We start from the raw sequence: 26,632 nt of genomic DNA on the forward strand, positions 1-26,632 counted from the left end.
GCCGGGCTCGGCAGTACGGTGCCCGGGCGCGGTGTGGGTGTGCCCCGGATGGGTACGACGCGAGCCTGAGTGTGGGGAGGGGCCATGGGCGGACCGGCGGGCTCGGTCGAGGATCCGTTGGCGCGGGCCGTCGAGCGGTTTCGGGCGCGGACCGGGGTGGACGTGGCGTTCGCCGGGCCGTGTCCGAATACGGCGGACCGGCTGGTGATCTCGTACCTGAGCGGCACCTCGACGCGCGTGCTGGCCGGGTTGACGGTGGTCGCCGGGAGCGGGGTCGGCGGCAAGGCGATCGCCACGCGGCGGCCGGTGCGGGTGGTGGACTATGTCGCGGCGTCGGCGATCAGCCACGAGTACGACCGGGCGGTCACGACGGAGGGGGTGCGGGCGGTCTTCGCGGTGCCGGTGCCTGCCGGCGGGCGGGGTGTGGTGGCGGCGGTGCTGTATGGGGCGTTGCGGCGGCCGTCGGACTTCGGGGACGGCATTTTGACCACGGCCTGTGACGCCGCGCGGGATGTGGGGCACGAGATCGCGGTGGCGCGTGAGGTCGAGCAACGGATGGCGCGGGCGGCGGAGTTGCCGGGGTGGGCGGCGCTGGAGATCCGGCTGGCCCATGCGGACCTGCTGGCGCTGGCGGGGGCGGCCGCGGTCGACGATCCGGTGCTGGGGGAGCGGCTGCGGGCGGTGTGTGGGCGGTTGGCGCGGACGGCTGCCGCCGCCGCTGTCGCCGGTGGGGAGGGCGGGGGCGCGGTGCGGGCGGCGGGGCCGCGGTTGACGGTGCGGGAGATGGATGTGTTGGCCCTGGTGGGGGTGGGGCGGACCAACGCGGAGGTGGCGCAGGCGCTGGGGGTGGGGGCGGAGACGGTGAAGAGCTACCTGCGGTCCGCGATGCGCAAGCTCGGGGCGCACAACCGGGTGGAGGCGGTCGTCGCCGCGCGTGCGGCGGGCCTGTTGCCGTAGCTCGTGCGGGTGGCCGGGGGTGGCCGGGGGTGGTCGCGGGCCCTCACCCGACGGAGGCCGGCCTCTCGCCCCGACCGTCCTCAAACGCCGGACGGGCTGGATTTGCCCGGTCCTGTGTGTGGGTTGCGGTCGTGCTTTGGTCGGGTTTTTTGTCCTCAAACGCCGGACGGGCTGGGTTTGCTTGGCTCGGGCGGGCCGGGTGCGGCTATGCGGACCACGGTTACGGTGAGCACTGATGCCGATACCTGGTAGACGGTGATTACGTTGCCGCACGTGACCTCGCGATGGTCCTTGTGATACGTCCCGGGCGACGCGGGCCATGCCGTCGTCAAGGTCCCGGCGTTGGCTCGGGGCGAGGTTGGCCCGGTCCCTTTTGGAGGTCGGACTGTAGTTCGTGTGCGGCTTCGTCCTCCGCTTCGATCTCGGGGGTGCGAGCCCACCTGTACAGCGTCGGATGCATGTCTCGCGCCGGCGTGTTCTCGATCTCCTCGGTGAAGGCGTCGCGCCGGTCCTCGGGCAAGGCCGCGCGAATGCCGGCGGTGGTGGCCGGCAGCACGACGAGCCGGTCCCCGACCGTGGTCCGGAAGTGCCGGCCGTCCGGCTCCGGTCCGTCGTCCCGAGGCTGGGGTGTGCCGTCGTTCATGTGGTCCTCTCCATGACCGGGGTCGAATGCTCTCGGTGTGCTTGCGTATGCAGTGTGTGAGAGAGAGTGCGGGTTGCGTGAGTCCCGAAGCGATGGTGGGGGGAATTGGGGGAGACGGTAGTTTTGGGGATGGTCCGGGGGGCCTTTGGTGTTTGGTGTGTAGCGGATTGGTGCTCGGGGAGTTTGCCCCGATCGAGTACTCGTGGAGGGACGCCATGTCCTTGTTGACCGTGTGGCCTGAGGACGATGCCGCCGAGGTGGTCGTGCGGACCTCGGAGCCGGGGGAGATCGCTCGGGCCCTGGAGCCGATCGGGGTTCGGTTCGAGCGGTGGACGGCCGATGTGGCCCTGCCCGACGGGGCTACGCAGGATCAGGTGATCGCTGCCTACAAGACCGAGGTGGATCGCATCACCGCGGCCGAGGGGTACATCCTCGTGGATGTGATTCGGCTCCAGCCGTCCGACGATCCGGAGTGGCCGGCCAAGGCCGCCGGCGCGCGGGCGAAGTTTTTGACCGAGCACACGCATGAGGACGACGAGGTGCGCTTCTTCGTCGAAGGGGCCGGCATCTTCTACCTCCACATCGCCGGCCGGGTGCACGCGGTGTTGTGCGAGGCGGGCGATCTGCTCTCGGTGCCCAAGGGCATCACGCACTGGTTCGACATGGGCGTGGAGCCGTCGGTCGCCGCGATCCGGTTCTTCCACGACGAGGACGGCTGGGTCGGCGACTTCACCGGTGACCCGATCGCCTCGCGCTTCCCGGACTTCGACGAGATCCGGGCCGGGTACGCCGCGTGAGTTCAGGCACGAACCCGGTCGACGCTCCGCTGACGGTGGTCGTCGACATCGAGGGCACCACCAGCGCCACCGGCTTCATCACCGAGCAGCTGTATCCGTACTCCCGCGTGCACTTCGGCCGTTGGCTGGACGAGCACGGCGACCACCCCGACGTGGTGCGTGCCGTCGAGGCCGTGCGCGAGTCGATCGGCGAGCCGGACGCGGACGACCGGCGGATCGTCGAGGCGTTGAACGGTTGGCTCGATCGGGACGAGAAGGTCACGCCGCTCAAGGCGCTCCAGGGCCTGATCTGGGCCGAGGGCTTCGCGTCCGGCGAACTCACCTCCCACTTCTACCCGGACGCCATCCCGGCGCTGCGCGCGTGGCACGCGGCCGGGCATCGGCTGTACATCTTCTCCTCGGGTTCGGTCGCCGCGCAGCGTGCGTGGTTCGGCAGTTCGCCCGAGGGGTCGCTGCTGCCGCTGTTCTCGGGGCACTTCGACACGGAGAACGCCGGCCCGAAGCGGGTCGCCGACTCGTACCGCACGATCGCGGCGGAGATCGGCGAGTCGCGGCCGGAGCGTCTGGTCTTCCTGTCCGACGTGGTCGACGAGTTGGACGCGGCGCGCGAGGCCGGATGGTGGACCGTCGGCGTGCGCCGGCCGGACGCCGACGAGCCGTACTACGATCGGGGCGTGGGCGATCACCCGGAGACGGCCACCTTCGCCCGGTTGGATCTGACCGGCGATCGGCCGATCCTGCGCGAACCCTGAGCGGTGGGCGGGACAAGGGCGGTCGGCGGCACGAACTCCCGTGCCGCCGAACGCCCTTCGGTGAACAACCGGACTCAGCCGAAGCGCTCCACCCGGATCCGGGTCGTCGGTACGCCCGCCGCGGTGAGCAGTCGGCCCGCGTGTTCGGCGAATCCGGTCGAGCCGCAGACGAAGACCTCGTAGCGCTCGTCCGCGACGGCCGCCGCCGCGTGCGGGGCGAGCGTGTCCGCGGCGAGCCGGCCCACCGGATGCGGATACCCGGGCGGCGCCGCGCGGCTGTACAGGACGGTGTGCTCCTCGCCCGGCAGCGGGGCCAACTCCGCCGCGTACAAAAGGTCTTGCGGCGTACGGGCGCACGCGACCAGGCGCAGCGGCACGGTCAGCGCGCGGCGGCGCCGGTGGCGGACCATCGCCATCAGCGGGACCAGGCCCGACCCGCCCGCCACAAGCAGCACCGGCCGATCGCCCGGCCAGGCGAAGAACCCGCCCAGTGGACCGCGTACCTCCAGCGTGTCGCCGGGCCGGGCCACGTCGTGCACGAAACCGGACACCTCGCCGCCCGGCATGCGGTCGACGGTGAACTCGATGTGCCCCTCGTCGTCCGGCGCGGACGCGACCGAGTAGTGCCGCTGCGCGGTGTAGCCGTCGGCGGCGGTCAACCGCAACATGTAGTGCTGGCCCGCCACATGCGCGTGCCAGACCGGCAGCGCCAGGCGCACGGTCACCGCGTTGGGCGTCTCGCGCCGTACCTCGACCACGGTCGCGCTCTGCCAGTCCACGCTGCCGCGCAGGCTCGGCGCGGCCCGGCCGGGGGCGGCGAACGCGGGGATCGGCGGGAGGTTCACCGGGCCCGCCGGGATCGAATCAGTCACCGGAGTAGCGCTCCTCTGCCCACGGGTCGCCGCGATGGTGGTAGCCGTTGACCTCCCAGAAGCCCGGCTCGTCGTGGTCCAGCAGGCGCAGGCCCGCGATCCACTTGACGCTCTTCCAGAAGTACAGGTGCGGCACCAGCAGTCGCGCCGGCCCGCCGTGTGCCGGGGTCAGCGGCTCGCCCTCGAAGTCGAAGGCGATCCAGGCCCGGCCGCCGGTCAGGTCGGCGAGGGCCAGATTGGTGGTGTAGCCGGTGTGCGAGAAGGCCACCGCGTGGGTGGCGCCGGCGCGCGGTCCGGCCTCGGCCAGGAACGCGTCCAGCGAAACGCCGGTGAAGTCGGTGCTCAGCTTCGACCAGGACGTGACGCAGTGGATCGGCCCGTCGTACCTCTCCCGGGGCAGCGCGCGGGCCTGGTCCCAACTCCACGAGCGCGGCCGGTCGACCAACCCGTCGATCCGGAACGACCAGTCGGCCGGCGCCAGTTCGGGGGTGACCTCGGCGGAGAGTACGGGGAAGTCGTGGCGCGCGTCGTACTGCCCCGGGGGCAGTCGCGGATCGCGCTCGGCGGCGGTGTGCCGGCCGACGAAGCCACGCGTGGTGGAACTCATGGCGCCTTCTCCCATCACGTCGTTCGACTCGGGCCGCCGGCCCGCTTCCGCAGCGCTCCCGCGAGCGCCTCGACCTCCTCGATCGCCGAGCCCTCGTCGATCGTAAGCAACCGCCGGTCGCGCAGTACGATCCGACCGTCGATCACCGTGTCCCGCACGTCGGCGGGCCCGGCCGCGTAGGCGAGCATCGACCACGGGTCGTGCCGGGGCGTCAGGTGCGGCCGGTTCAGGTCGAGTACCACCAGGTCGGCCGCCTTGCCCACCTCGATCGACCCGGTCAGCGCGCCGATCCCGATCGCCCGCGCGCCGTCGACGGTGGCCATCCGCACCGCCGTGCGCGCGCCGACCAGGGTCGGGTCGGGCGCCGCGCCGGAACCGACCCGGTGCAGCGTCGCCGCCGCGCGGATCGGGCCGAACAGGTCGAGCGCGTTGGCGCTGACCGCGCCGTCCGTACCCAACCCCACCGGCACGCCGGCCGCCAGCAGTTCGGGCAGTCGGGCCACCCCGGAGGCCAGTTTGAGGTTGGACACCGGGCAGTGCGCGACACTCGCACCGGAGTCGGCGATCAACCCGATCTCCTCGTCGGTGAGGTGCACCGCGTGCGCGAGCAGCGTGCCGGGGCCCAACAGCCCCAGATGGTGCAGGAGTTCCACCGGTCGGCGGCCGTGCCGCCGCCGCACGGTCTGTGCCTCGGCCGCGTTCTCCGCCGCGTGGATGTGCAGCAACGCGCCGTGCTCGCGGGCCAGTTCGGCCACCGCGAGGAGCCGGTCCGGGTCCAGCGTGTACGTGCTGTGCGGCGTCACGCAGCGGATCGCCGTCCGGGCCAGCAACTCCGGCGCGAGCCGCAGTCGGGCCGCGAAGTCGAGCCCGTCGGGCGGCCCCGGCACGTCCATGAACGTCGGCCCCGTCACCAGCCGAAAGCCCGCGTCGGCGGCGGCCTCCAGGCCCGCCTCGGGAAACCAGTACATGTCCATCGCCGTGGTCACGCCCGCCCGGATCGACTCGGCCAGCGCCAGTCGCACGGCGGCGCGCACCACCTCGGCGGACAACACCGCGCTCTCCGCGGCGACCAACCGGTCCAGGAACACCTGGAGGTCGACGTCGTCGGCCGTACCCCGGAACAGCGTCATCGCCGCATGGGAATGCGCGTTGACCAGCCCCGGCAACACCAGGCACCCCCGCGCGTCCAGGGTCGGCGCACCCGGGAAACGCGCCCCCAACCCGGCCGCCGGGCCCACCGCGACGATCCGCCGGTCGGCGATCGCCACCGCGCCGTCGGGCACATACGTGTCGGCGGCGTCGGCGGTGAGCACCGCGCCGCCGGTGACCAGCAGATCGATCACGCGCCGTCCGCCGCCTCGTCCTCGGCCAGCCGGTACAGCGCGTCCAACGCCACCACCACGCCCCGCTCGACGCCCTCGGCGACCACCGTGCGATGCGGGTCGTAGGTCGACGCGCCGGACTCGTCGACCAGATCGTCGGCCGCGATGCCGTCCACGACCAGCACCCCGCCGGCCCGGTGCCCGCCCAGCGCGGCCCAGACCAACAGCGCCGACAACTCCATCTCGATCGCCAGCACACCCGCCGCCTGATACGGCTTCATCGGCAGTTCCAACACACCCGGCATGAACGCCGCGCGGGTCCACACCGTGCCCCGGTGGTGCGGAGCCGCGTGCGCGCGGGCCGCGCCCTGGAGCGCGAGCACCACCTCCGGCGTCGCGGACGCCGGGAACTCGGCGGGCACCAACTGCTGGGTGACCCCGTCGTCGCGGACCGCGCCGGTGGCTATCACCAGGTCCCCGTCGTGCACCCCGCGCGCCATCGCGCCCGCGGTGCCGAGCCGGACGAAGGTGCGCACCCCCGCCTCGGCCAACTCGCCGAACAGGCAGACCGCGCCGGGCCCGCCCACGCCGTGCGAGGACACCACCACGGGCAGCCCGCGCCAGTTGCCCGCGTAGCTGACGTACTCCCGGTTGGCGCCGATCCGCCGCGCGTCGTCGAGGCGTTCGGCGACCAGCGCGGCCCGGGCGGGATCGCCGACGACGAGCGCGTGCGCGGGCAGCCCGCTGCTGGGGATCCGGGTGATCGGCAGCACGGCGGGGCGGGTGGTGGTGGTCATGAGGGCGACTCCGTGGTGGTGCGCGCGATGCGGCGTGGACGGGGGATGCGGCCGGTGAGCCGGCCCGGCGGCGCGCCGCCGCGCCGGCCGCGCGAACGGGTGGCCAGGAACAGCGCGACCAGGGTCATCACGTAGGGCGCGGCGTCGGCGGCCTGCTGGGGCATGCCCTCGCCCTGGAGCCGGAAGCCGATCGCCTCGACCAGCCCGAACAGGATGCCGGCGAGCAGCACCCCGACCGGCAGCGCCCGGCCGAGCATCACCGCGACCACGGCGATCCACCCGCGACCGGCGGTCATGTTCTCCGAGAACAGGGTCACGTTGCCCAACGCGAGCTGCGCGCCCGCGAGTCCGCACAGCGCGCCCGAGGTCAGGATCGCGGCGTAGCGGTAGCGGGCCACGCTCACCCCGAGCGACTGGGCCGCCTCCGGAGCCTCGCCGACGCCGCGCAGCCGCACACCCCACGGGTGCCGGGACAGCAGGACGGCGATCACCACGACCGCGACCCAGGACAGGTACACCAGCGGCGAGTGGCCGGACAGCGCCCGACCGACGAAGGGCACCGACTCCAGGCCGGGGATGTCCACCGGCCGCAGGCCCTGGAGGTCGGGGTCGCCGAAGGTGCCCTGCTTGCCGAAGACGGTACGCAGGAGGAAGCCGGTCAGGCCGACCGCGAGCAGGTTCAGCGCGATGCACAGCACCACCGCGTCGGCGCCGAGGGTGACCGCGCCGATGGCGAGCAGCAGGGAGAAGACCATCGCGGCCAGGACCGCGGAGATCACCCCGATCCACACGCTGCCGCCGAACCAGCTGCCGGTGACGGCGGCGAAGCAGCCGATCAGCATGGTGCCTTCGAGGGACACGTTGAACACGCCCGCGCGTTCGCACAGCGCGCCGCCGAGGGCGGCGAACAGGATCGGGGTGAGGGCGCGCAGGGCGGAGAAGATCAGTTCGGCGTCGAAGGACATGGTCACTTACCTCCGTCGCCGCGCGCGGGGGCGGGCGCGGTCGTTTCGGGATCCGGCGGCGATGCGGTGGCGGGTGGTCCCGGGTCGGCCCCGCGCCCGAGTCGGCGCAACCAACCGCCCTTGCGGAACACCCCGCCGCGCACGGCCAGGAAGATGATCACGACGGCCTGGAGCACCGAGGTCAACTGCTGCGGCACGGCGGTCTCCTGCTCCATGCCGAAGCCGCCGATGGTCAGCGCGCCGAAGAAGAAGCCGGCCGCGACCGTGCCCAGCGGGGAGGCGGCGGCGAGCAGCGCGGCGAGCAGCCCCGTCCAGGTGTGGCCGGGTGTGGTCAGTGAGCCGTCGACCAGCCGGTACGGGAAGCCGAGTACGGCGATCGCGCCGACCAGGCCGGCGAGCGACCCGGAGGCGAACATCAGCCGCAGGGTCAGCCGGGCCCGGTCCACCCCGGCGTAGCCGGCGAAGCGCGCACCCAGGCCGGTCATCCGCACCTCGTAGCCGGCCGCGGTGCGGTGGTCGACCACGAAGTAGACCAGCGCGGCGAGCCCGATCAGCACGATGCCCACGCTGACCCCGGTGCCGGCGCCGGATCCGGCGGCGAACTCGGGCAGCTTGACGCCCTCGGGCAGCCGATCGGTCTGCGGGATGCCGGAGCCCTTCTGGAGCAGGGGGAAGCGCACCATGTAAGACACGAACGACATCGCCGGGTAGCTCAGCAACAGGCTGCTGACCAACAGCGGGACGCCGCAGCGGGTCTCCAGGACGGCGGCGAGCGCGGCCCACAGACCGCCCGCGAGCATGCCCGCGAGCAGGGCCAGGACCACGGTGATCGCGCTGGGGAAGGGCGAGTACAGGCCGACCGAGACGGCGGCCAGGCCGCCCAGGACGAGTTGGCCGTCGCCGCCGAGGTTGACCAGGCCCGCGCGCAGCGGGATGGCCAGCGCCAGGGCCAGGCCGACGATCGGGATGCTCTCGCCGAGCGTGTCGCCGATGCCCTCGGAGCCGAACGCCCCGGTGAATACCGCGCGATAGGCGGTGAACGGGTCGGCGCCGGTGCCGGCCAGGATGATCGCGCCGAGCAGCAGCGCGGCCACGATGGACCCGGTGACCGGGGAGAGCACCGCGCCACGCAGGCGCAGGGCGGCGTACCGGGCCGGTCCGGGGGCGTGCTCGATGGCCGTACCGGCCTTGATGGCAGTCATGTCTGATAACCCGTCAGGCCAGGTGGGCGGTGGTCGGTGCGGGGTCGGAATCGGGGCCCGGGTCGGGGTCGACGGTCGCCTCGATCGTGCCGCCCGCCATGGCCAGGCCGATCCGGTGCGGGTCGGCCTCGGCGCGCGGGAGTTCGGCGACGACGCGGCCCTCGTACATGACCAGGACCCGGTCGGCCAGTGCCAGGATCTCGCTCAGCTCGGCGGAGACGAGCAGTACGCCGTGGCCGGCGTCGCGATACTCCACCAGGCGCGCGTGGATGTTCTCGATCGAGCCGATGTCCACGCCCCGGGTGGGCTGTTCGACCAGGAGCAGCGGTGCGTCGTGGGTGATCTCCCGGCCCAGGATGGCCTTTTGCTGGTTGCCGCCGGACAGGGTGCCGATGGTCACCGCGGGGGAGGCGGCCTTGACCCCGAAGCGCTCGATCACCCGCGTCGCGTGTTCGCGGATCGCGCTCCGGCGCAGGAAGCCGCCTCGGGTGACGAGCGGCGCGGTGCGGTGGAATCCCATCGCCAGGTTGTCCGCCAGCGAGGCGTCGCGCGCGGCGCCGACCGTGGCCCGGTCCTCGGGGACGTAGGCCAGACCGGCCGCACGCCGCCGCTGTACCGAGGCGCCGCTCACGTCCCGACCGGCCACCAGTACCCGACCCTCGGTCGCGGGCCGCAACCCGGCCAGGGCCTCGACCAACTCGCTCTGCCCGTTGCCCGCCACGCCCGCCACGCCGACGATCTCGCCGGCCCGTACGGTCAGCGACACGTCCTCGACCAGCGGTTTGGCGCCGCGCCCGGCCGACACGGTGAGCCCGCGCACCTCCAGCACGTCGGCGGCCGGGACGCCGGCCGGGTGGGTGCGGTCCAGGTCGATCCGCCGGCCCGTCATGGCCAGCGCGATCTCGGCCGGCGTGGTCTCGGCGGTGGCGAGGCGGGCGGTGACCCGGCCGTCGCGCAGCACGGTGACGCGGTCGGCGACCGCCATCACCTCGCCCAGTTTGTGGGTGACGAGCAACACGGTGCGCCCGGAGCGGGCGAGGCCGCGGATCACCTCCAGGAGGCGATCGGCCTCGGCGGGGGTGAGTACGGCGGTGGGCTCGTCCAGGATCAGCACGCGCGCGTCGCGGTAGAGCAGCTTGAGGATCTCCACCCGCTGCTGCACGCCGACCGGCAGGTCGGCGACGCGCGCGTCGGGCGGTACGCGCAGGCCGTGCGTCTCGACCAGTTCGGCGACCCGGGCCCGGGCGGCGGCCCGGTCGACCAGGCCGCGTCGGGTCGGCTCGTCGCCGTAGACCACGTTCTCGGTGACGGTCAGGGAAGGGAAGAGCTTGAACCCCTGGTGCACCATGCCCAGTCCGGCCGCGATCGCCTGGACCGGCGAGCCGAAGGAGTGCTCGGCGCCGCGCAGCAGGATGCGGCCGGCGTCCGGGCGTTGCAGGCCGTACAGGATCGACATCAGGGTCGACTTGCCCGCGCCGTTCTCGCCCATGACGGCGTGGATCTCGCCGGTCTCCACGCGCAGATCCACCCGGTCGTTGGCCAGCACGCCGGGGAAGCGCCGGACGATGCCGCGCATCTCGACCTCGGCGAAGTCACCGGGGGCGGCGGCGTGCTGATCGTTCATCGGGCGTCTCTCCGGTGGGAAGGGGGCGGTGGGGCGGGCGTTCGCCGGGGTCGGGCGCGGTGTGCGTCGCGCCCGACCCCGGCTCGCGGCCCGGGCTACTTGGCGGCGGCCGGGTCGGCCACGGTGACGGTGCCCGCCACGATCCGGTCGCGCAGGTCCTGGACGGTCTTGATCACCTCGGGACGCTGGGCGATCAGGCACTGCGAGGTCTCCACGCCGCTCTCCAGGCCGGTGAGGGTGATGCCGCCCTCCTTGAGACCGTAGGAGGTGACGCCGCCGGGCTTGCCGCCGACGATCTGCTCGACGCCCTTGTCCACCGCGACGTCGGTGCGCTTGATCACGTTGTCCACGACCGTGCCGGGTGCCGCCGAGCACTGGTTGACGTCCACGCCGAACGCCTGGAGGCCGGCCGACTTGGCCGCGTTGAACACGCCGAGGTTGCCCGCGGCGGAGGCGGCGCCCATCACCTGGTCGACGTCCTTGGCCTTGAGCGACGCGGTCTGCTCGCCGGCTCGGGCCGGGTCGTTGAACGGCTTCTGGCCGCCGACGAAGAGCTGGGTGAAGGAGCTTGCCGGGTTGGTCTGCTTGGCGCCCGCCCCGAACGGGTCGGAGAAGCGGCGGATCTGCGGGCTGTCCAGCGCGACCACCGCGCCGACCTTGCCGCTCTTGGTCAGCAGGCCCGCCTCGGCGCCGGCGAGGAAGGTGCCCTCGTGCTCGCGGAAGGTGGCGCAGGTGATGTTCGGGTACGGCTTGGTGGTGCACGAGTCCACGAACAGGAACTGCTGCTTCGGGTTGGCCTCGGCCTGCTGGGCCAGCACGTCGGCGAACTCGAAGCCGACCGCCACCACGACGGCGGGCTTCTGCCGGACCGCGGCCTCGACGTTCTGCTGGATCGCGCTGGTGTCCTTGCTCTCCAGGACGGTCGCGGTGCCGCCGGCCTTCTTGGCCGCGTTCTGCGCGCCGGTGGCGGCCAGCTTCAGGAAGTCGTTGACGCCGATCGGCTCCGGGGTGACCAGCACCACGTTCTTGCCGGCGCCGCCGCCCGTGCCGCCGGCGGCCGGGGTGTTGCCCTTGTCCTTGTCGGCGGAGGCGTTGCACGCGGTGGCGGCCAGCGCGGTGCCGACGAGGAGACCGGCCACGGCGAGGCGGTGGCGGAAGGTGTTGCGGTACATGAGCGTCCTTGGGAGGAGTGTCGACGCCGGTGGTGCCGTGTGGCGTCGGTGGTTCGGGGACGGAAACCTCGCGATCCCGGATTCGGGTCCCGGGATCGCCGGTGCTGTGGGATCAGCGGACGATGCGGTGCGAACGGCGCGGGCTTGCCGGTGCGGGACGACCGGTCAGTGGGAGCACCGACAACAGCGGTCGGTGCGGCGCGCACCGGCGTCGAGGACGCCGCGCTCGTCGGGCGAAAGGGGCGGACGGTGACACGCCATGGAGCAGCCGCGGCACTCGATGCGTACGTTGTCACAACGCCACGTTTCGGCCACAGCCGGCTCCTTTCCGATCGAACCAGACACGCTCGAATGTCGATGTGATGATCACATGTGACTGGTTTCGGGGGGAGGTTAGCACCCTCACCAGGCACTTCTCTCACTTGTTCAGGATGTGGACAGATTGTCCATGATGTGGCCGATGGGTGGGTCGTGGGATACGCGTGTTCGTCCCGGATGGCGGGTGTGGGTCTGCCGGGCACCGGGCGGCGACGTAGCATCCGTGGTGCCGGACCGCGCGGTTGCCCGCGTCCGCCGCCGCACCGCGGCCTGCCTGCGGGCCGGTGTTCGCGCCGCCCGCGCGGCGCTCGTCCCACCCGCCCGGAAAGGACCCCCGATGGCCTCCGAGATACGCTCGCTCGCCTGGCACGACACCGGCCTGCGGCTGCTCGACCAGACCGCGCTGCCGCAGCGCGTCGTGTACCTCGACATCACCGAGGTGGACGCGCTGATCGACGCGATCCGCCGACTCGCGGTGCGCGGCGCCCCGGCGCTCGGTGCGGCGGGCGCGTACGGCGTCGCGGTGGCGATGCGGCAGGGTGGGCGGGAGGGCTGGGACGCGGCGCGACTGGCCGCGGAGATCGGGCGGATCCGGGACGCCCGGCCGACCGCGGTCAACCTCGCCGGCGGCGTGGACCGGGTGTTGCCGTTCGCGGCCGAGGGTGTGGAGGCGGTGCTCGCCGAGGCGGACGCGGTGGTCCGGGAGGACGTCGAGGCCAATCACGCGATCGGCCGGCACGGCGCCGACTGGATCCTGTCCCGGGTCGGACGTCGTCCGCTGCGGGTGCTCACCCACTGCAACACCGGATCGCTGGCCACCGCCGGGTGGGGGACCGCGCTGGGCATCGTGCGCGAACTGCACGCGCGCGGCGTGTTGGAGGTCGTGTACGTCGACGAGACCCGCCCGCTGCTCCAGGGATCCCGGTTGACCGCCTGGGAGTTGGCCCAGGAGGGCATCGCGCACCTGGTCCAGCCGGACGGCGCGGCGGCGAGCACGATCCTGCGCGGGTTGGTGGACGTCGCGGTGATCGGGGCGGACCGGATCGCGGCCAACGGCGACACGGCGAACAAGATCGGGTCCGTGGGCGTGGCGCTGGCCTGCGCCGACGCGGGCATCCCGTTCGTGGTCGCGGCACCGCTGACCACCTTCGACGACGCGACGGCGCACGGGGACGAGATCACCATCGAGGAGCGGCCCGAGTCGGAGGTGTTGGAGGTGGCCGGCGTGCGGGTCGCACCGGTCGAATCGCGGGCGTTCAACCCGGCGTTCGACGTCACGCCGGCGCGGTTGATCAGCGTGATCGTGAACGAGGCGGGTGTGCGGGAGTACTGAGCGCGGCCCCGGCGCCGATGCGCCCGGAGGGTCGGGTGTCGATCCGCGCCGGGCGACGACGGCCGACCCATCCGTTTCGCGCGGCTCGCTCCATCCACATCCGTCCCGATCCGGGGTCGGCCCGCCCCGGGTGCGAGGATGGCTCGTCGGCCCCGGCCCCGAGGCCCGGACCGGCCCCCACCCACCGCAACCTCGTGAACGACACAGTGAGGAACCTCCCATGACGACCCCCGACGCCGGAATCCCCGCCTCGGTCTCGGATCCCGTCCACGCCGCCGGGGCCATCCTCGCCCGGGAGGCCGCGCGCTTCGCCGGACTCGGCTGGATGCGCGGTACCTCCGGCAATCTGTCCGTGGTGCTCTCCCGCGACCCGCTGCGGCTCGCGGTCACCGCCTCCGGCCTGGACAAGGGCGAACTGGCGACGGACGACCTGGTCGTGGTGGACGCGACCGGCACACCGGTTCCCGAGGCGGCGAGCACCCCGCCGCGCCGACCGTCCGCCGAGGCCGGCCTGCACGCCCGGGTGGTCGCGCTGACCGGGGCCGGCGCGGTCTTCCACGTGCACACCCTGGCCGCGGTGCGCGCGGGCAAGCGCTGGCCGGCCGGGATCGAACTGCGCGACCTGGAAATGCTCAAGGGCATCGGCCGTTCCGCGCACGACGAGACGGTCACCATCCCGGTGATCGACAACAGCCAGGACATGACCGAACTCGGCGACCGTCTGGAGGCGGCCCTGGTCCCCGGCGTGCCCGCGGTCGTCGTCGCCTCGCACGGGATGTACGTCTGGGGCGAGACCCCGATCCAGGCCCGCCACCACGTCGAGATCGTCGAGTGGCTCCTCGAATACCGCATGGCCGAGGACTGAGCCTCGACGAACGGCCCCGCGGCCCCATCCGGACTCCGGACCCGAATCCCGAAGTCCGGAACGCGGCCGGGCCGGCGGGCAGCCCACGCGATCCCGGGGTTCGGGTTACGTGCGGCCGCGGGTCTGGCCGTCGTAGCGCAGGATCGGGCTGTCCTCGCGCAGCAGGCGTTGACGATAGGCGACGGCCAGCCAGGCGGCCTCGCGGTAGGCGGCCTCCAACTCGTGATACACCGTGTCGATCAGCGCGGGCGCGGGGCCGTTCTCGGTGCGAAAGGCCAGGAACAGCCGTACCGCGAGCGGATCCCCGGCCAGCGGACGCACCGCCATGTCGGGACGCGGACGGGAGGTGGGCTGGCAGGGCGTGACCACCTCGCCGATCGCGACCAGGGAGGCCGCGGTCAGGTAATCCCCGTGCAGGATCCGGGGGTTGATGCCCGCTTCGGACAACACCTCGCGCAGGCCCTCCCATTCGCCGTCCACACTCGGATCGACCATCCACTGGTCGTCGGCCAACTCGGCGAGTTTGACCTCCGGTTCGGTCACCGCCGGATGATCCGGGGACAGGGCGATGAACTGCGGTTCCCGTTCGACGAGTACGCGGCGGCGCATCCCGTCCGGGACGCGCAGCGGGAAGCCCTCGACCTCGTGCACGAACGCCACGTCGAGCTGGCCGGCGGCGACCATCCCGAGCAGCGTGCTCGCCGATACGTCCACCCGGAGATAGGTGTCGGTGGTGGGCAGGCGCAGCCGAAGTCGGCGCAACCAGTCGGCGATCACCCGGTTCGCGGTGCCGCCGATGCGCAGGTTCGGCCCGGCGGTGCGGACCGCCTCGGCCTGGGTGTCGATGACCAAAGCGCTCATCTCGGCCATGATGGGTCGGGCCCGGTGCAGCATCGTGAGGCCGAGGGGGGTGGGTCGGCTGCCGGTCCGGTCGCGCACGAACAGGGGGGCGCCCAGGGCGTTTTCGATGCGTCTTAGCTGGGCGGTCAACGAGGGCTGGGTCATGCCGAGCAACCTGGCCGCCGCGTGCAGGCTGCCGGTGTCGCCGATGGCACACAGTGCGCGGAGGTGCCTCACCTCGAGCTCCATGATGCGGAGGATAGGACGCTCCACCGAGGTCGTACCAGACACGTGTGGACGCGAGATCGACCGCGGGCGGTGAATCCGCCGTAACACGATGCGTGGATGGCCGGTAACGGTGCGGGAACGGGGGGCGATGCCGCGGGGACGGTGCGGGAACGGCACGGGAACGGGCGGTGATACGACCGTGCTATCGCCGATTGTCATCATCCGGGCCGGACCGGGCGCCCATGAGACTCGTTTCCGCACCGAACTGGTCTTCGGCACCCAAGGAGCACCGCCATGTCCCCTGCGCGTCCCCGAACCCCCCGTAAGACCGTGATCACCGCCATCCTCGGCCTCGGCCTCGCGGCCGGAGTGATCGCCGCCCCCGCGGCGTCGGCCGGCCCCAGCGATGTGGCGGCCCCCCTTCGCCACTCCGCGAACTACACCGGCAACGAGGATCAGGCGCAGAACCAGGCGTTCCTCGACGCGGTGATGCGGTCGGTGGCCGCCAAGCGCGCCGCCGCACCGGGCGCCGCCGTGGTCACCGTCACCTACAGCTCGTCCAGCGCACCCACGTTCCGCACCCAGATCGCGCGCTCCGCGCAGATATGGAACAGCTCGGTCACCAACGTCCGCCTCCAGGAGGGCAGCAACCCCGACTTCCGGTACTACGAGGGCAACGACTCGCGCGGTTCCTACGCGAGCACCGACGGCCACGGTGGGGGCTACATCTTCCTCGACTACCGGCAGAACCAGCAGTACAACTCGACCCGGGTCACCGCCCACGAGACCGGCCACGTCCTGGGCCTGCCGGACCACTACTCCGGGCCGTGCAGCGAACTGATGTCCGGTGGTGGCCCCGGCACCTCCTGCACCAACCCGAACCCGAACGCTCAGGAACGCGCGCGCGTCAACGCCCTTTGGCGCAACGGCCTGGCGGCCCTTTCCGCGAAGTCCTGATCCGGCTCGCGGCGCCCACCGGGTTCCTCCCCGGCTCCCTTCCCCTGGGCGCCGCGTCGTCCCCAGAACCGGCACCCGATCGTCGCTGCCGCGACGGTCGGGTGCCGTTCCATTGCGCCCGGGGCGGGGCCGCGAGGGCGGTTCCGCGGGAGGATGGGGGGATGGAGAACCCGGTGCCGCTCGTGGTCGTGGATTCGGCGAATGTGGTGGGAGCCGTGCCGGACGGGTGGTGGCGGGATCGGGTGGGGGCCACCGAGCGGTTGCGGGACTCGTTGGTGGCGGTGGCTTCGACGGGGGTGCCGGCCGGCGCGTCCGTTCCGGAGTGGGCTTGTGCGGGCCCCGTCGAGGTGGTGTTGGTTGTCGAGGGGGCGGCCGGCGGGGTTGTCGGGGTGGAGGGTGTGCGGGTCGTGCGGGCGGTGGGCAGCGGGGACGATCGGGTGGTCGACGTCGTCGCGGCCGAGCCCGGGCGTCGACGCCTCGTGGTGACCGCCGATCGGGGCCTTCGGGCGCGCGTACGGCCCCTCGGCGCCGAGGTGGTCGGGCCTCGCGCGGTGCGGCCGTAGGCGCGGGCGCCGGATATTGTGGGGTGTGGTGGTTCGGGTGCCGCCTTGGATACGGGTCAGTGGCGGAGGACTGGGTGACCACCAATCGGGTGCGTAAAGGTGTGATTCGGGGGCGGATGGCCGCCTCCGGCGAGTCGTATGTCGTGGCGGCGCGGCGGATGGCCGTGCCGCGTGGGGCCAAGGCGCCCGACGCACAAACCGCGGCGGCGTTGCGTACCCGGTATTGGGAGCCCGCGGAGAGCCTCGATCTGCCCTGCCCCTGTGGCGGCACCTGTGCGCCCGGCGAACGGTGTGCCCGCTGCCACGCGACCTTCCGGCACGTGGCCCGGGTGCCCGGCAGCCGGGTCGACGTGGAGGCGTGGCAGGACCGCTACGACTGCACCGGTTGCGCCGCCACCCACTCCTTCGTCGTGACCCTGCCCGACCGTCCCTGGGGCGTCGTGCGGACGATTCCACAACGCGCCGGTCGGGATCCGATCGTGCGGGTGGAGCCGTTCGAGGGCATCGGCCACCCCGACCCACCGCGCTGAGCACACCTAGAACGCGACGCGGTGCGCGGATCGCCCGGGCCCCTCAGTCGATGCGTTCGAAGCGAAAGCGTTGGTCGGTGGCGCCGGTGCAGACGGCCTGTTCCGCCTCGGCCCCGTCCGAGATCTCGGCCGGGCCGCCGATGATGCCCACACACAACCCGCTGTGCACCGGGCGTATCCGGAAGACGCCGGGGTCGACCGGCTCGAACAGGAAACGTTGGTGCGCGGCGCCGGTGCAGTCGATCGGGCTGAGCAATCCGCCGGGACCCATCATCGCGTCGTCCACGCGCAGACAGCCGACGCCGTCGACCGGGTTGCGCCATTCGATCCGATACACGTCCGGGGCCACCACGACCAGATAGGTGTCCGGGAACACGTTCTTGCACGGCCTCTGGACGGCTATGGGTCGGTCGGTGCGGCGGTTGCGTTCGCGGCCCTCGCCCAGGCACAACGATCCGTCGGGGATGTGGGCGGGCTTGATCAGGTACTTGCCGTCGGGGAGACGGCCGTGTGGTGCGTCGAGGTGGTCGTCGCCGTCGCCCCGGACCGCGAAGATCACGGCGGCGGCGATCAGTGCGGCCGCCGCGACCGCGGCCGCGGGCCACACCCACGGGCGTCGGCGCCTCGTCGTCGGTTCGGCCGGCGGCTCGGCGGGCGGCGGCGGCTCGCTCTCCTCGGCGCGTTCGCCGATCCGGCCGGCGGCCAGATCGTCGCGGACCTCCAGCCAGTGGGCGGCGTCCGTCGCGCCCAGTCCGCACGCGATCACCAGCGCCTCGATCAGCTCCGCACGGGGCAGCGTGGCGCGGCCGAGCGCGGCGGCGACCGTGCTGGCCGGCAGGACCCGTCCGGACGCCTCGGCCTTGGCCGCGAGTTGCCGGTAGGTCAACGCCGACCACTCGCGTAACTCGCGCAACGCGGCCACGTATTCGGCGGCCGTGGTGGCCGCGTCGGGTTGCGGGGCTCCGTCGTCACGCCGTGTCACAAGGCCCCCGTCGTCGTTCGCGTCGACACCTACTCACCGTCGCTGATGCGCGACCCATGGTGCCGGCAGTTCGGCCGACCGGGGAGTCCCAGAAAAGCGAAATAGCGGACGATATCCCGCTCGGCCGGCCGGTGCGCGTCCGGGCTCCGCGATCGGCCGGCGGGCACCGCGCCGCGTCCGGAACGCGGCCCGAACACGTCCGGAACACGTTCGGGACGCGGCGCCCGGCTGCCCGGACGCGGGCCCCGGTGTCCGGGACGGACGCGGCCTCTTGCGGACGATCGGGTGCGTCCCTTCCGGATGGGCGACGGTTCGGGCGACCGGTCGGGAAGGGTGGCCGACACGGTCGTCGGGGTCGATCGGTGGGCCGCCGCGCGGTGCCCCGGGGCGATGCGGTACGACATCTCCTGTGATCGACGAAGCCCCCACTCCGCCACGGTCCGTACGCCTGTTCGTGGCCCTTGCCCCGCCCGACGACGCCAAGGACGAACTGGCGCACGCCCTGCGGCCGGTGCACGCCGCGCATCCTCGGCTGCGGTGGAATCGCATCGAGGACTGGCACATCACGCTGGCCTTCCTCGGCGAGGTCGCGGTCGACGTGGTCGAGGCGCTGCGGCCGCCGCTCGCGGAGGTGGCCGTCGGGGCCGAGCCGGTCACGCTCGCGCTGCACGGCGCCGGGCAGTTCGACGAGCGGGTGTTGTGGAGCGACGTACGCGGCGACCTGGACGCCCTGCACACGCTGGCCGACGCGGTTCGGGGGGTGGTGGCCGACTGTGGAATCCCGCTGGAGAACCGGCCGTTGCGAGCCCATCTGACGCTGGCCCGGGCCCGTCGGGACAACCTCGACGGCATCGCGGCCGCCGCCGCCGAACTCGCCGACTTCGCCGGACGGAGCTGGCCCGCCCGTAAGTTGCACCTGGTGGCGAGCAATCAGGGCCGCGGGCCCGGACCGATCCACTACCGCGACGTGGACGCCTGGCCGCTGCCGACCCGATAGCGCCGACACGTACCGGAGTTGGCCGGTCGGCGCGCCCAACCGGGGATTGCCGGGGGTACGCGCGCGGGTACGTGATTCCGTGTGATCGCGTGGTGGCCCGGTGTCGACGGTTCCGGGGGTGGCGGTCCGCCGACTGGAGGTTGCGATGACATCGATCAGCGAAGGTGCCTACGACCGCCGTCGATCGCGGCAGTTCGTCGGCGGGGGCGCACGCGCGGAGGGGCCGGGCCGGCGCGATCTGCTCAAGGTGTTCGCGGCGGCCGGAATGCTCTCGGTGTTGCCGACGACCGGTGCCCACGCGGCGGGATCGGCCGCGCCGGGCATCGTCAAGCCGCTTCCGCCCGAGTGGTTCACCGTGCGGGGCACCAACGCCGAGACCGAGTTCGCGGCGCTGGGAGACACCGGTTACCTCACACCGGTCGAGCGCTTCTTCGTTCGCAACCACACCTCGACCCCACGACCGGCCGTCCGGGACTGGCGGTTGCGGTTGTGGGGGAGCGGACTGCGGGGAAACGTCGGATACGACGACGCGATCACCCTCGACCTGGACCACCTGCGCCGACTGCCCGCGCATACGCACACCGCCGCCATCGAGTGCGCCGGCAACGGTCGCGGCTTCTACGCCTCCCAGCAGGGCGAGAGTGTGTCGGGCACCGCCTGGACGCTGGGTGCGATCGGGGTGGCCCGGTGGCGCGGCGCGCGGCTGTCCGACGTGCTGCGCCGGGCCGGACTGCGGCCCGACGCGGTTGACGTGATGCCGCGCGGACTGGACGACCCGTACGTCGGCGGCGGGATCGACTACGGCCGGGTGCGCCGGCCGCTGCCGGTGGCCAAGGCGCTCGACGACGTGCTCCTGGCGTACGAGATGAACGGCGCGCCGCTCGCGCCGGACCACGGTGCGCCGGTGCGGGTGGTGGTGCCCTCGTGGGTGGGCATCTCCTCGATCAAGTGGGTCGGCGACATCGAGGTCTCCGCGCAGCCGCTGTACTCGCCGTGGAACACCGAGTTCTACCGGATGTTCGGCCCCGCCTTCCCCGAGGGCGGTGGGCCGCCGCTGACCCGGCAGACCCTCAAGAGCGCGTTCGAGCTGCCCCTCGGCGCGCGGCTCGCGGCCGGGGTCACGCACCGGCTCACCGGTCGGTCCTGGTCGGGTGCGGGCGGGGTGTGCCGTGTGGAGGTCAGTACGGACGGCGGCGTGCGATGGCGGCACGCGCACCTGTGGGACGAGCCGAGGCGGGACGGGTGGGTGCGTTGGAGTGTGGACTGGCGACCCGCCGGGCCCGGGCCGGCGCTGTTGCTCGCGCGGGCGGGTGACACGGCGGGGCGGGCCCAGCCGGACCGTGCCACGTTCAACACCCAGGGGTATTTCTTCGACGCGGTCGTGCGCCACCCGGTGACGATCGACTGACACGGCACCGCCCCGGCCGGCGCGGGGCCGACCGGGGCGGTGTGTGCGAACGAGAACGGATCAGGCCAGCGTGGCGAGCGCGCTGTTGAAGGTCGCCGACGGGCGCATGACCGCCGACGCCTTGGCCGGGTCGGGACGGTAGTAGCCGCCGATGTCGGCCGGCTCGCCCTGGACCGCGATCAGCTCGTCGACGATCGTCCGCTCCTGCTCGCGCAGCGTGTGCGCGAGCCCGGCGAACGCCTCGGCCAGCGCCGCGTCCTCGGTCTGCGCGGCCAGCTCCTGCGCCCAGTACAGAGCCAGGTAGAAGTGGCTGCCCCGGTTGTCGATGCCACCCAGGCGCCGGCTCGGCGACTTGTCGTTGTCGAGGAAGGTGCCGGTGGCCCGGTCCAGGGTGTCCGCCAGCACCTGGGCGCGGGCGTTGCCCACCGACTGGGCCAGGTGCTCGAAGCTGACCGCGAGGGCCAGGAACTCGCCCAGGCTGTCCCAGCGCAGGTAGTTCTCCTTGACCAGCTGCTGCACGTGCTTGGGCGCGGAGCCGCCCGCGCCGGTCTCGAACAGGCCGCCGCCGTCCATCAGCGGGACCACCGAGAGCATCTTGGCGCTGGTGCCCAGCTCCAGGATCGGGAACAGGTCGGTCAGGTAGTCGCGCAGCACGTTGCCGGTGACCGAGATGGTGTCCTCGCCCCGACGGATGCGCTCCAGGGAGAACGCGGTCGCCTCGACCGGCGACAGGATCTCGATCCGCAGGCCCTCGGTGTCGTGCTCGGGCAGGTACCGCTTCACCTTGGCGATCAGGTTCGCGTCGTGCGCGCGGTCCTCGTCCAGCCAGAACACGGCCGGGGCGCCGGTGGCGCGGGCGCGCGAGACGGCGAGCTTGACCCAGTCCTTGATCGGCGCGTCCTTGGTCTGGCACATCCGGAAGATGTCGCCCGCGGACACGACCTGGGACAGCACCACGGTGCCGGCGCCGTCGACCACGCGCACGGTGCCGGCGGCCGGGACCTCGAAGGTCTTGTCGTGGCTGCCGTACTCCTCGGCCTTCTGCGCCATCAGACCGACGTTGGGCACCGAGCCCATGGTGGCCGGGTCGTAGGCGCCGTGGGCCTTGCAGTCGTCGATGACGACCTGGTACACGCCCGCGTAGCTGCTGTCCGGCAGCACCGCGAGGGTGTCCGCCTCCTTGCCGTCCGGGCCCCACATGTGCCCGGAGGTGCGGATCATGGCCGGCATCGAGGCGTCGACGATCACGTCGCTGGGCACGTGCAGGTTGGTGATGCCCCGGTCCGAGTCGACCATCGCCAGCGCCGGACCGGCGGCCAGCTCGGCGTCGAAGGACTCGCGGATCTTCGCGCCGTCGGGCAGCGCGTCCAGGCCCTTGAGGATGGCGCCGAGGCCGTCGTTCGGGCTCAGGCCGGCCGCCGCGAGCGCCGCGCCGTGCTCGGCGAACGTCTGCGGGAAGAAGGCGCGGACCGCGTGGCCGAAGATGATCGGGTCGGAGACCTTCATCATGGTGGCCTTCAGGTGCACCGAGAGCAGCACGTCCTCGGCCTTGGCCTTGGCGACCTGGGCGGCCAGGAACTCGCGCAGCGGCGCGGCGCGCATCACCGACGCGTCCACCACCTCGCCCGCGAGCACCGGTACCGACTCGCGCAGCACGGTGGTGCTGCCGTCGTCGCCCACCAGCTCGATGCGCAGCGCGCCCGGCTCGGCGATCACGGCGGACTTCTCGGTGGACCGGAAGTCGTCGGCCGTCATGTGCGCGACGTCGGTCTTCGACTCGGCGGTCCAGGCACCCATGCGGTGCGGGTGCGCGCGGACGTAGTTCTTCACCGACGCGGGGGCGCGGCGGTCCGAGTTGCCCTCGCGCAGGACCGGGTTGACCGCGCTGCCCAGGACCTTGCCGTAGCGGGCCCGGACGTCCTTGTCCTCGTCGGTCTTCGGGTCGTCCGGGTAGTCCGGGAGCGCGAAGCCCTGCTCGCGCAGCTCGGCGATGGCGGCCTTGAGCTGCGGGATCGAGGCGGAGATGTTGGGCAGCTTGATGATGTTGGCTTCGGGCGTCTTGGCCAGGTCGCCCAGCTCGGCGAGCGCGTCGTCGAGGCGCTGCTCGGCGGTCAGCCGCTCCGGGAAGTGGGCGATGATGCGCCCGGCCAGGGAGATGTCACGGGTCTCCACCTTGACCCCGGCCGTCGCCGCGTACGCCTGGATCACCGGCAGGAACGAATACGTCGCCAGGGCCGGGGCCTCGTCGGTGTGCGTATAGATGATGGTCGGGTCAGTCACAGGATGCTCCGCTCCATGTCCGCAACATTGCTCGACATCAAGATATCTTGCGACGGGTGATGGTGCGTCGCGGGCCCTGTCGGTTCCAAGACGGAATGTGGGGGCGGCGCGACATGTGGCGACAGTCGGCCGTACCGGCGCGGCCGGCCGGTCAGACTGTGGGGTGTCGCACCGCATCTCAGGGAGGAAGCCCGGATGAGTACGGACGTCGTGGTGATCGGCGCGGGGGTGATGGGTTCCTCGATCGCACTCGAACTCGCCCGCGCGGGGCGGCGGGTGACCGTGGTGGACAAGGCCGGCGGGGTGGGCCTGGGCTCGACCGGCGCGTCCAGTGCGATCGTGCGGTTCAACTTCTCCACGCACGCCGGAGTGGCCGCGTCGTGGGAGGCGCTGTTCTGCTGGCGGGCCTGGCCCGAGCACCTGGGCTGCGAGGTCGCCGACCCGGTGCGTTTCGAGCGTTGCGGGCTGGCCCTGCTCGATGTGGACGCCGCGCCGCGCGGGGCCTACCTGCCGCTGTTCGACGCGGTCGGGGTGCCGTACGAGGAGTGGGACGCGGATACCCTGGCGGCCAGGATCCCGGGTCTGGACACCGGTCGCTACTGGCCGCCCAGACGGCTGGACGACGAGGGCTTCTGGGCGCCGGCGACCGGCACGCTCGGGGCGGTGTTCACCCCCGACGCGGGGTACGTCAGCGATCCGCAACTGGCCGCGCAGAACCTGGCCGCCGCGGCGAAGCGGCACGGAGCCGAGTTCCGGTTCCGGCGCACGGTGACCGCGATCGAGTCGACGGCCGGTCGGGTGCGCACGGTGGTGCTCGACGACGGGTCCCGGCTCGCCTGTGCGACGGTGGTCAACGCGGCCGGGCCCTGGTCCGGACGGGTCAACGAACTGGCGGGCGTGGGCGCCGACTTCACCATCGGGGTGCGACCGCTTCGGCAGGAGGTCGAATACCTCCGGGCACCCGACGGCTACAACCCCGAGGGCGCGGCCGGGGTCGCCGTGGCCGACCTGGATCTGGGCGTGTACCTGCGCGGCGAGGTCGGCGGCGGGCTGCTGGTCGGCGGGACCGAGCCGGAGTGCGACCCGCTCCAGTGGCTGGACGACCCGGACCAGGCGAATCCCAATCCGACCCGGGCCGTGTTCGAGGCCCAGGTGACCCGGGCGGCCCGGCGGCTGAGCGGGCTGACCGTGCCGAACCGGGCACGCGGGGTGGTCGGGGTGTACGACGTCGCCGACGACTGGACGCCGATCTACGACCGGACCGAACTGGACGGCTACTTCGTGGCCATGGGCACCAGCGGGAACCAGTTCAAGAACGCTCCCCTGGTGGGGCGGATGATGGCCACACTGATCGAGGCGGTGGACAACGGGGCGGACCACGACGCGCATCCGGTGTGCTTCGTCGGCACACACACGGGCGAGCGCATCGACCTGGGCGCGTTCTCCCGCCGACGCAGCGTCAACACCGCCAACTCCGGGACGGTCTTCGGCTGATCCCCGGGACGGACTTCTCGATGGGAGACTCCATGACATCCGACCACACGGCCGCGCACGACCCGGCTTCGGAGCCGATCGTGCCCGACCGTTTCGCCGTCGCCGAGGAATACTTCCGGAGCCTGTACGAGCCCGCGTTCGGCGCGGTCTCGCGTGCCGAGGACCCGCATGTGCGGCCGGACGGCGGCGCCGTGGCGTTCACCGGCACCGTGTTCACCGAACTCGTCGGCACCGGCACCACCCGGGTCTGTCTGGCCGAGGCGGGCGAGGTGCGGATCCTGACCGAGGGCGCCGGCAACCAGCGCGCGGCCCGGTTCTCCCCGGACGGCACCAGGCTCGCCCACCTGTCGGACGCGCACCGCGAGGGCGACTTCCAACCGGAGATATCGGACCCCGCCGACGGCACCCGTCTCGGGTGGGCCCGGGTGCCCGGCATCGTGGAGTATCTGAGCTGGTCGCCGGACGGCGGCCGGCTGCTCCTCGGCGTGGCGGGCTACGGTGCCGACCTGGCCGGTGGCCAGGGATCCGGCACCGTCGCGAAGGCGGCCGATCGGGCACCCGACTGGGCGCCCGAGGTGCAGGCGAACTCGCCCGAGGAGGGCGGGCGTTCGTTGTGGATCGCGGAACCGGCCGCAGCGCCCGGCGAGTGGTCCGTGAGGCGGGTGAGCGCGCCGGGAACGAACGTCTGGAGCGCCTGCTGGGCCGGTCCCGACGCGCTGGCGGGTGTGGCGAGCGGCACGCCCGGCGAGGAGTCCTGGTACGTCGCCGACCTGCGGCTGATCGCGGCGGCCGACGGGAGCGAGCGCGTACTGCACACCGGCGACCGGCAGTTCGGACCGTCCGCCGCGTCGCCGTCGGGGCGCACGGTGGCGGTGATCGAGGCGATCTGCTCCGACCGGCAGGTGGAGGCCGGCGACATCCTGCTCGTGTCGACGCGGCCGGACGCGGACGGCGCCGTGTCGCGGGTGGACACCGGCGGCGTGGACGTCACCTCGATCGGCTGGATCGACGAGGACCGACTCGGGTGGGTCGGACTGCGCGGACTGGACACGGTGGTCGGGGAGTACCGCCGGGACACCGGCAAGAGTGTCGAACTCTGGTGCGGCGAGGAGACGTTCGGTGGTCGATACCCCGAACTGTCCTTCTCCGCGCACGGGCACGCCGGGGTGCGGCACGGATATCTGCGCTTCCCTGAACTGGTGCTGTTGGAAAGGGACTTCATTCGCACGGTGGCCGATCTGAGCCACCCCGGCGCGGCGCGTCTCGTCGCCCGCGCCGGCACCGCCGAGGCGGTGACCTGGACCGCGCCCGACGGCCTGGAGATCCAGGGGATCCTTTGCCGACCGGCGGGGCCCGGACCGTATCCGCTGGTGGTCAACGTGCACGGCGGCCCGGTCTGGGCGTTCCGCAACTCGTGGTCGATGGGCCTGGCCTACACCCCGTTGCTCGTCGCTCGCGGCTACGCCGTGCTGCACCCGAATCCGCGCGGCAGCAGCGGACGCGGACAGCCGTTCGCCGAGGCGGTGTTCGGCGACATGGGCGGCGCCGACACCCACGACTTCCGGTCCGGCATCGACGCGCTGGTCGCGCGCGGCATCGCCGACCCGGACCGGATCGGCGTGATGGGCGGCTCGTACGGCGGATTCATGTCCGCGTGGCTGATCACCCAGGATCCCGACCGGTTCGCCGCGGCGGCGCCGACCGCCCCGGTGACCGACTGGATCTCGCAGCACCACACCTCGAACATCCCGTTCTTCGACCGGCTGTTCCTGGCCGACGAACCGCTCGCGTACACCGGGCGATACGTCGACCGCAGTCCGCTGCGCTTTGCCGCGCGGGTGCGCACGCCGACGCTGATCACGGCGGGCGAGCTGGATCGTTGTACGCCCCCCGGGCAGGCTCGGGAGTTCCATCGTGCGCTGATCGAGGCGGGTGTGCGGGCCACGCTGGTGGTGTATCCGAAGGAGGGGCACGGCGTGCGCGCGTTCCCGGCGCTGATCGACCATTGCGCCCGCGTGCTGGGTTGGTTCGACGCGTACATGGCGCCGGATCCGCGGGACTGACGAGCCCGCCGGAAGCGGAGAAGGCCCCGTACCGTCGTGACGTGGACGGTACGGGACCTTCGGG

24 protein-coding genes are annotated in these 26,632 nt (G+C 72.7%); 12 read left to right on the forward strand and 12 right to left on the reverse strand.

All coding sequences use genetic code 11. From position 1 onward, the window contains the following. Positions 1-84: 84 nt before the first annotated feature. Positions 85-957 (forward strand): helix-turn-helix domain-containing protein, encoded by an 873-nt coding sequence (locus EMA17_RS06490; protein WP_126635931.1) that lies wholly within the window; start codon positions 85-87, stop codon positions 955-957. Positions 958-1,285: 328 nt separating this feature from the next. On the opposite strand, the gene EMA17_RS06495 is transcribed toward EMA17_RS06490, so the two are convergent. Beyond that, the gene (locus EMA17_RS06495) at positions 1,286-1,600 is read right to left on the reverse strand and encodes a hypothetical protein (RefSeq protein ID WP_126635932.1); all 315 of its coding nucleotides are present in this window, start codon (positions 1,598-1,600) and stop codon (positions 1,286-1,288) included. A gap of 215 nt (positions 1,601-1,815) precedes the next feature. Here EMA17_RS06495 and EMA17_RS06500 point away from each other — a divergent pair, with 215 nt between their 5' ends. Both EMA17_RS06500 and mtnC read left to right on the forward strand, forming a co-directional pair. Beyond that, a complete protein-coding gene (locus tag EMA17_RS06500) occupies positions 1,816-2,397 on the forward strand; it encodes a 1,2-dihydroxy-3-keto-5-methylthiopentene dioxygenase (protein WP_126635933.1) in 582 nt (193 codons plus the stop codon). Next, positions 2,394-3,149, forward strand: coding sequence for an acireductone synthase (gene mtnC, locus EMA17_RS06505; RefSeq protein ID WP_126635934.1), 756 nt, complete (start codon positions 2,394-2,396; stop codon positions 3,147-3,149). The genes EMA17_RS06500 and mtnC overlap by 4 nt, the downstream gene beginning before the upstream one ends. 74 nt (positions 3,150-3,223) lie before the next feature. Here mtnC and EMA17_RS06510 read toward each other — a convergent pair whose 3' ends face one another. From EMA17_RS06510 to EMA17_RS06545, 8 genes are all read right to left on the reverse strand, one after another. Beyond that, complete coding sequence (locus tag EMA17_RS06510) at positions 3,224-4,021, reverse strand: ferredoxin reductase (RefSeq protein ID WP_246126484.1); 798 nt, start codon at positions 4,019-4,021, stop codon at positions 3,224-3,226. Next, on the reverse strand, positions 4,014-4,628 hold the full coding sequence (locus EMA17_RS06515) for a sulfite oxidase-like oxidoreductase (protein ID WP_126635935.1): 615 nt from the start codon (positions 4,626-4,628) through the stop codon (positions 4,014-4,016). The genes EMA17_RS06510 and EMA17_RS06515 overlap by 8 nt, the downstream gene beginning before the upstream one ends. Positions 4,629-4,642: 14 nt before the next feature. Then, positions 4,643-5,971: an amidohydrolase family protein gene (locus tag EMA17_RS06520; RefSeq protein ID WP_126635936.1), complete on the reverse strand. Its 1,329-nt coding sequence runs from the start codon at positions 5,969-5,971 to the stop codon at positions 4,643-4,645. Beyond that, a complete protein-coding gene (locus EMA17_RS06525; protein WP_126635937.1) occupies positions 5,968-6,747 on the reverse strand; it encodes a nucleoside phosphorylase in 780 nt (259 codons plus the stop codon). The genes EMA17_RS06520 and EMA17_RS06525 overlap by 4 nt, the downstream gene beginning before the upstream one ends. Beyond that, positions 6,744-7,712: an ABC transporter permease gene (locus EMA17_RS06530; RefSeq protein ID WP_126635938.1), complete on the reverse strand. Its 969-nt coding sequence runs from the start codon at positions 7,710-7,712 to the stop codon at positions 6,744-6,746. Before EMA17_RS06530 ends, EMA17_RS06525 begins: the two co-directional genes overlap by 4 nt. A gap of 2 nt (positions 7,713-7,714) precedes the next feature. After that, the gene (locus EMA17_RS06535; protein WP_246126485.1) at positions 7,715-8,914 is read right to left on the reverse strand and encodes an ABC transporter permease; all 1,200 of its coding nucleotides are present in this window, start codon (positions 8,912-8,914) and stop codon (positions 7,715-7,717) included. 13 nt (positions 8,915-8,927) lie between these two features. Next, positions 8,928-10,538 (reverse strand): ABC transporter ATP-binding protein, encoded by a 1,611-nt coding sequence (locus EMA17_RS06540; protein ID WP_174861315.1) that lies wholly within the window; start codon positions 10,536-10,538, stop codon positions 8,928-8,930. Positions 10,539-10,633: 95 nt separating this feature from the next. Beyond that, positions 10,634-11,710, reverse strand: a complete 1,077-nt coding sequence (locus EMA17_RS06545; protein WP_126635939.1) for a BMP family ABC transporter substrate-binding protein — start codon at positions 11,708-11,710, stop codon at positions 10,634-10,636. A gap of 655 nt (positions 11,711-12,365) precedes the next feature. Here EMA17_RS06545 and mtnA point away from each other — a divergent pair. Both mtnA and mtnB read left to right on the forward strand, forming a co-directional pair. After that, complete coding sequence (mtnA, locus tag EMA17_RS06550) at positions 12,366-13,361, forward strand: S-methyl-5-thioribose-1-phosphate isomerase (RefSeq protein ID WP_126635940.1); 996 nt, start codon at positions 12,366-12,368, stop codon at positions 13,359-13,361. Between the two features lie 220 nt (positions 13,362-13,581). Further along, positions 13,582-14,226, forward strand: a complete 645-nt coding sequence (gene mtnB, locus EMA17_RS06555) for a methylthioribulose 1-phosphate dehydratase (RefSeq protein WP_126635941.1) — start codon at positions 13,582-13,584, stop codon at positions 14,224-14,226. 105 nt (positions 14,227-14,331) lie between these two features. On the opposite strand, the gene EMA17_RS06560 is transcribed toward mtnB, so the two are convergent. Beyond that, positions 14,332-15,315, reverse strand: coding sequence for a LysR family transcriptional regulator (locus EMA17_RS06560; protein WP_126635942.1), 984 nt, complete (start codon positions 15,313-15,315; stop codon positions 14,332-14,334). Positions 15,316-15,588: 273 nt separating this feature from the next. Here EMA17_RS06560 and snpA point away from each other — a divergent pair, with 273 nt between their 5' ends. The 3 genes from snpA (at position 15,589) to EMA17_RS06575 (ending at position 17,344) form a co-directional block, all read left to right on the forward strand. Next, positions 15,589-16,251, forward strand: a complete 663-nt coding sequence (snpA, locus tag EMA17_RS06565) for a snapalysin (RefSeq protein ID WP_174861316.1) — start codon at positions 15,589-15,591, stop codon at positions 16,249-16,251. 161 nt (positions 16,252-16,412) lie between these two features. Then, positions 16,413-16,814: an NTP pyrophosphohydrolase gene (locus tag EMA17_RS06570; protein WP_126635943.1), complete on the forward strand. Its 402-nt coding sequence runs from the start codon at positions 16,413-16,415 to the stop codon at positions 16,812-16,814. 74 nt (positions 16,815-16,888) lie between these two features. Beyond that, complete coding sequence (locus EMA17_RS06575; RefSeq protein WP_126635944.1) at positions 16,889-17,344, forward strand: hypothetical protein; 456 nt, start codon at positions 16,889-16,891, stop codon at positions 17,342-17,344. A 43-nt stretch (positions 17,345-17,387) separates the two neighbouring features. On the opposite strand, the gene EMA17_RS06580 is transcribed toward EMA17_RS06575, so the two are convergent. Then, a complete protein-coding gene (locus EMA17_RS06580; RefSeq protein ID WP_126635945.1) occupies positions 17,388-18,326 on the reverse strand; it encodes an XRE family transcriptional regulator in 939 nt (312 codons plus the stop codon). Positions 18,327-18,735: 409 nt separating this feature from the next. On the opposite strand from EMA17_RS06580, the gene thpR reads away from it, so the two are divergent. Together thpR and EMA17_RS06590 are read left to right on the forward strand one after the other, a co-directional pair. Continuing rightward, positions 18,736-19,323, forward strand: coding sequence for an RNA 2',3'-cyclic phosphodiesterase (thpR, locus tag EMA17_RS06585; protein WP_126635946.1), 588 nt, complete (start codon positions 18,736-18,738; stop codon positions 19,321-19,323). A 145-nt stretch (positions 19,324-19,468) separates the two neighbouring features. Next, positions 19,469-20,731 carry a sulfite oxidase gene (locus tag EMA17_RS06590; RefSeq protein WP_126635947.1) on the forward strand — a complete coding sequence of 421 codons (1,263 nt, stop codon included), beginning with the start codon at positions 19,469-19,471 and terminating at the stop codon, positions 20,729-20,731. A gap of 60 nt (positions 20,732-20,791) precedes the next feature. On the opposite strand, the gene EMA17_RS06595 is transcribed toward EMA17_RS06590, so the two are convergent. Further along, the gene (locus EMA17_RS06595; RefSeq protein WP_126635948.1) at positions 20,792-23,011 is read right to left on the reverse strand and encodes an NADP-dependent isocitrate dehydrogenase; all 2,220 of its coding nucleotides are present in this window, start codon (positions 23,009-23,011) and stop codon (positions 20,792-20,794) included. 195 nt (positions 23,012-23,206) lie between these two features. On the opposite strand from EMA17_RS06595, the gene EMA17_RS06600 reads away from it, so the two are divergent. Beyond that, on the forward strand, positions 23,207-24,505 hold the full coding sequence (locus EMA17_RS06600; RefSeq protein ID WP_126635949.1) for an NAD(P)/FAD-dependent oxidoreductase: 1,299 nt from the start codon (positions 23,207-23,209) through the stop codon (positions 24,503-24,505). A 32-nt stretch (positions 24,506-24,537) separates the two neighbouring features. Beyond that, positions 24,538-26,568, forward strand: a complete 2,031-nt coding sequence (locus EMA17_RS06605; protein WP_126635950.1) for an alpha/beta hydrolase family protein — start codon at positions 24,538-24,540, stop codon at positions 26,566-26,568. The last annotated feature ends 64 nt before the right edge of the window (positions 26,569-26,632 follow it).

The sequence above is a fragment of the Embleya hyalina genome (assembly GCF_003967355.1).
Taxonomy (GTDB): Bacteria; Actinomycetota; Actinomycetes; order Streptomycetales; family Streptomycetaceae; genus Embleya; species Embleya hyalina.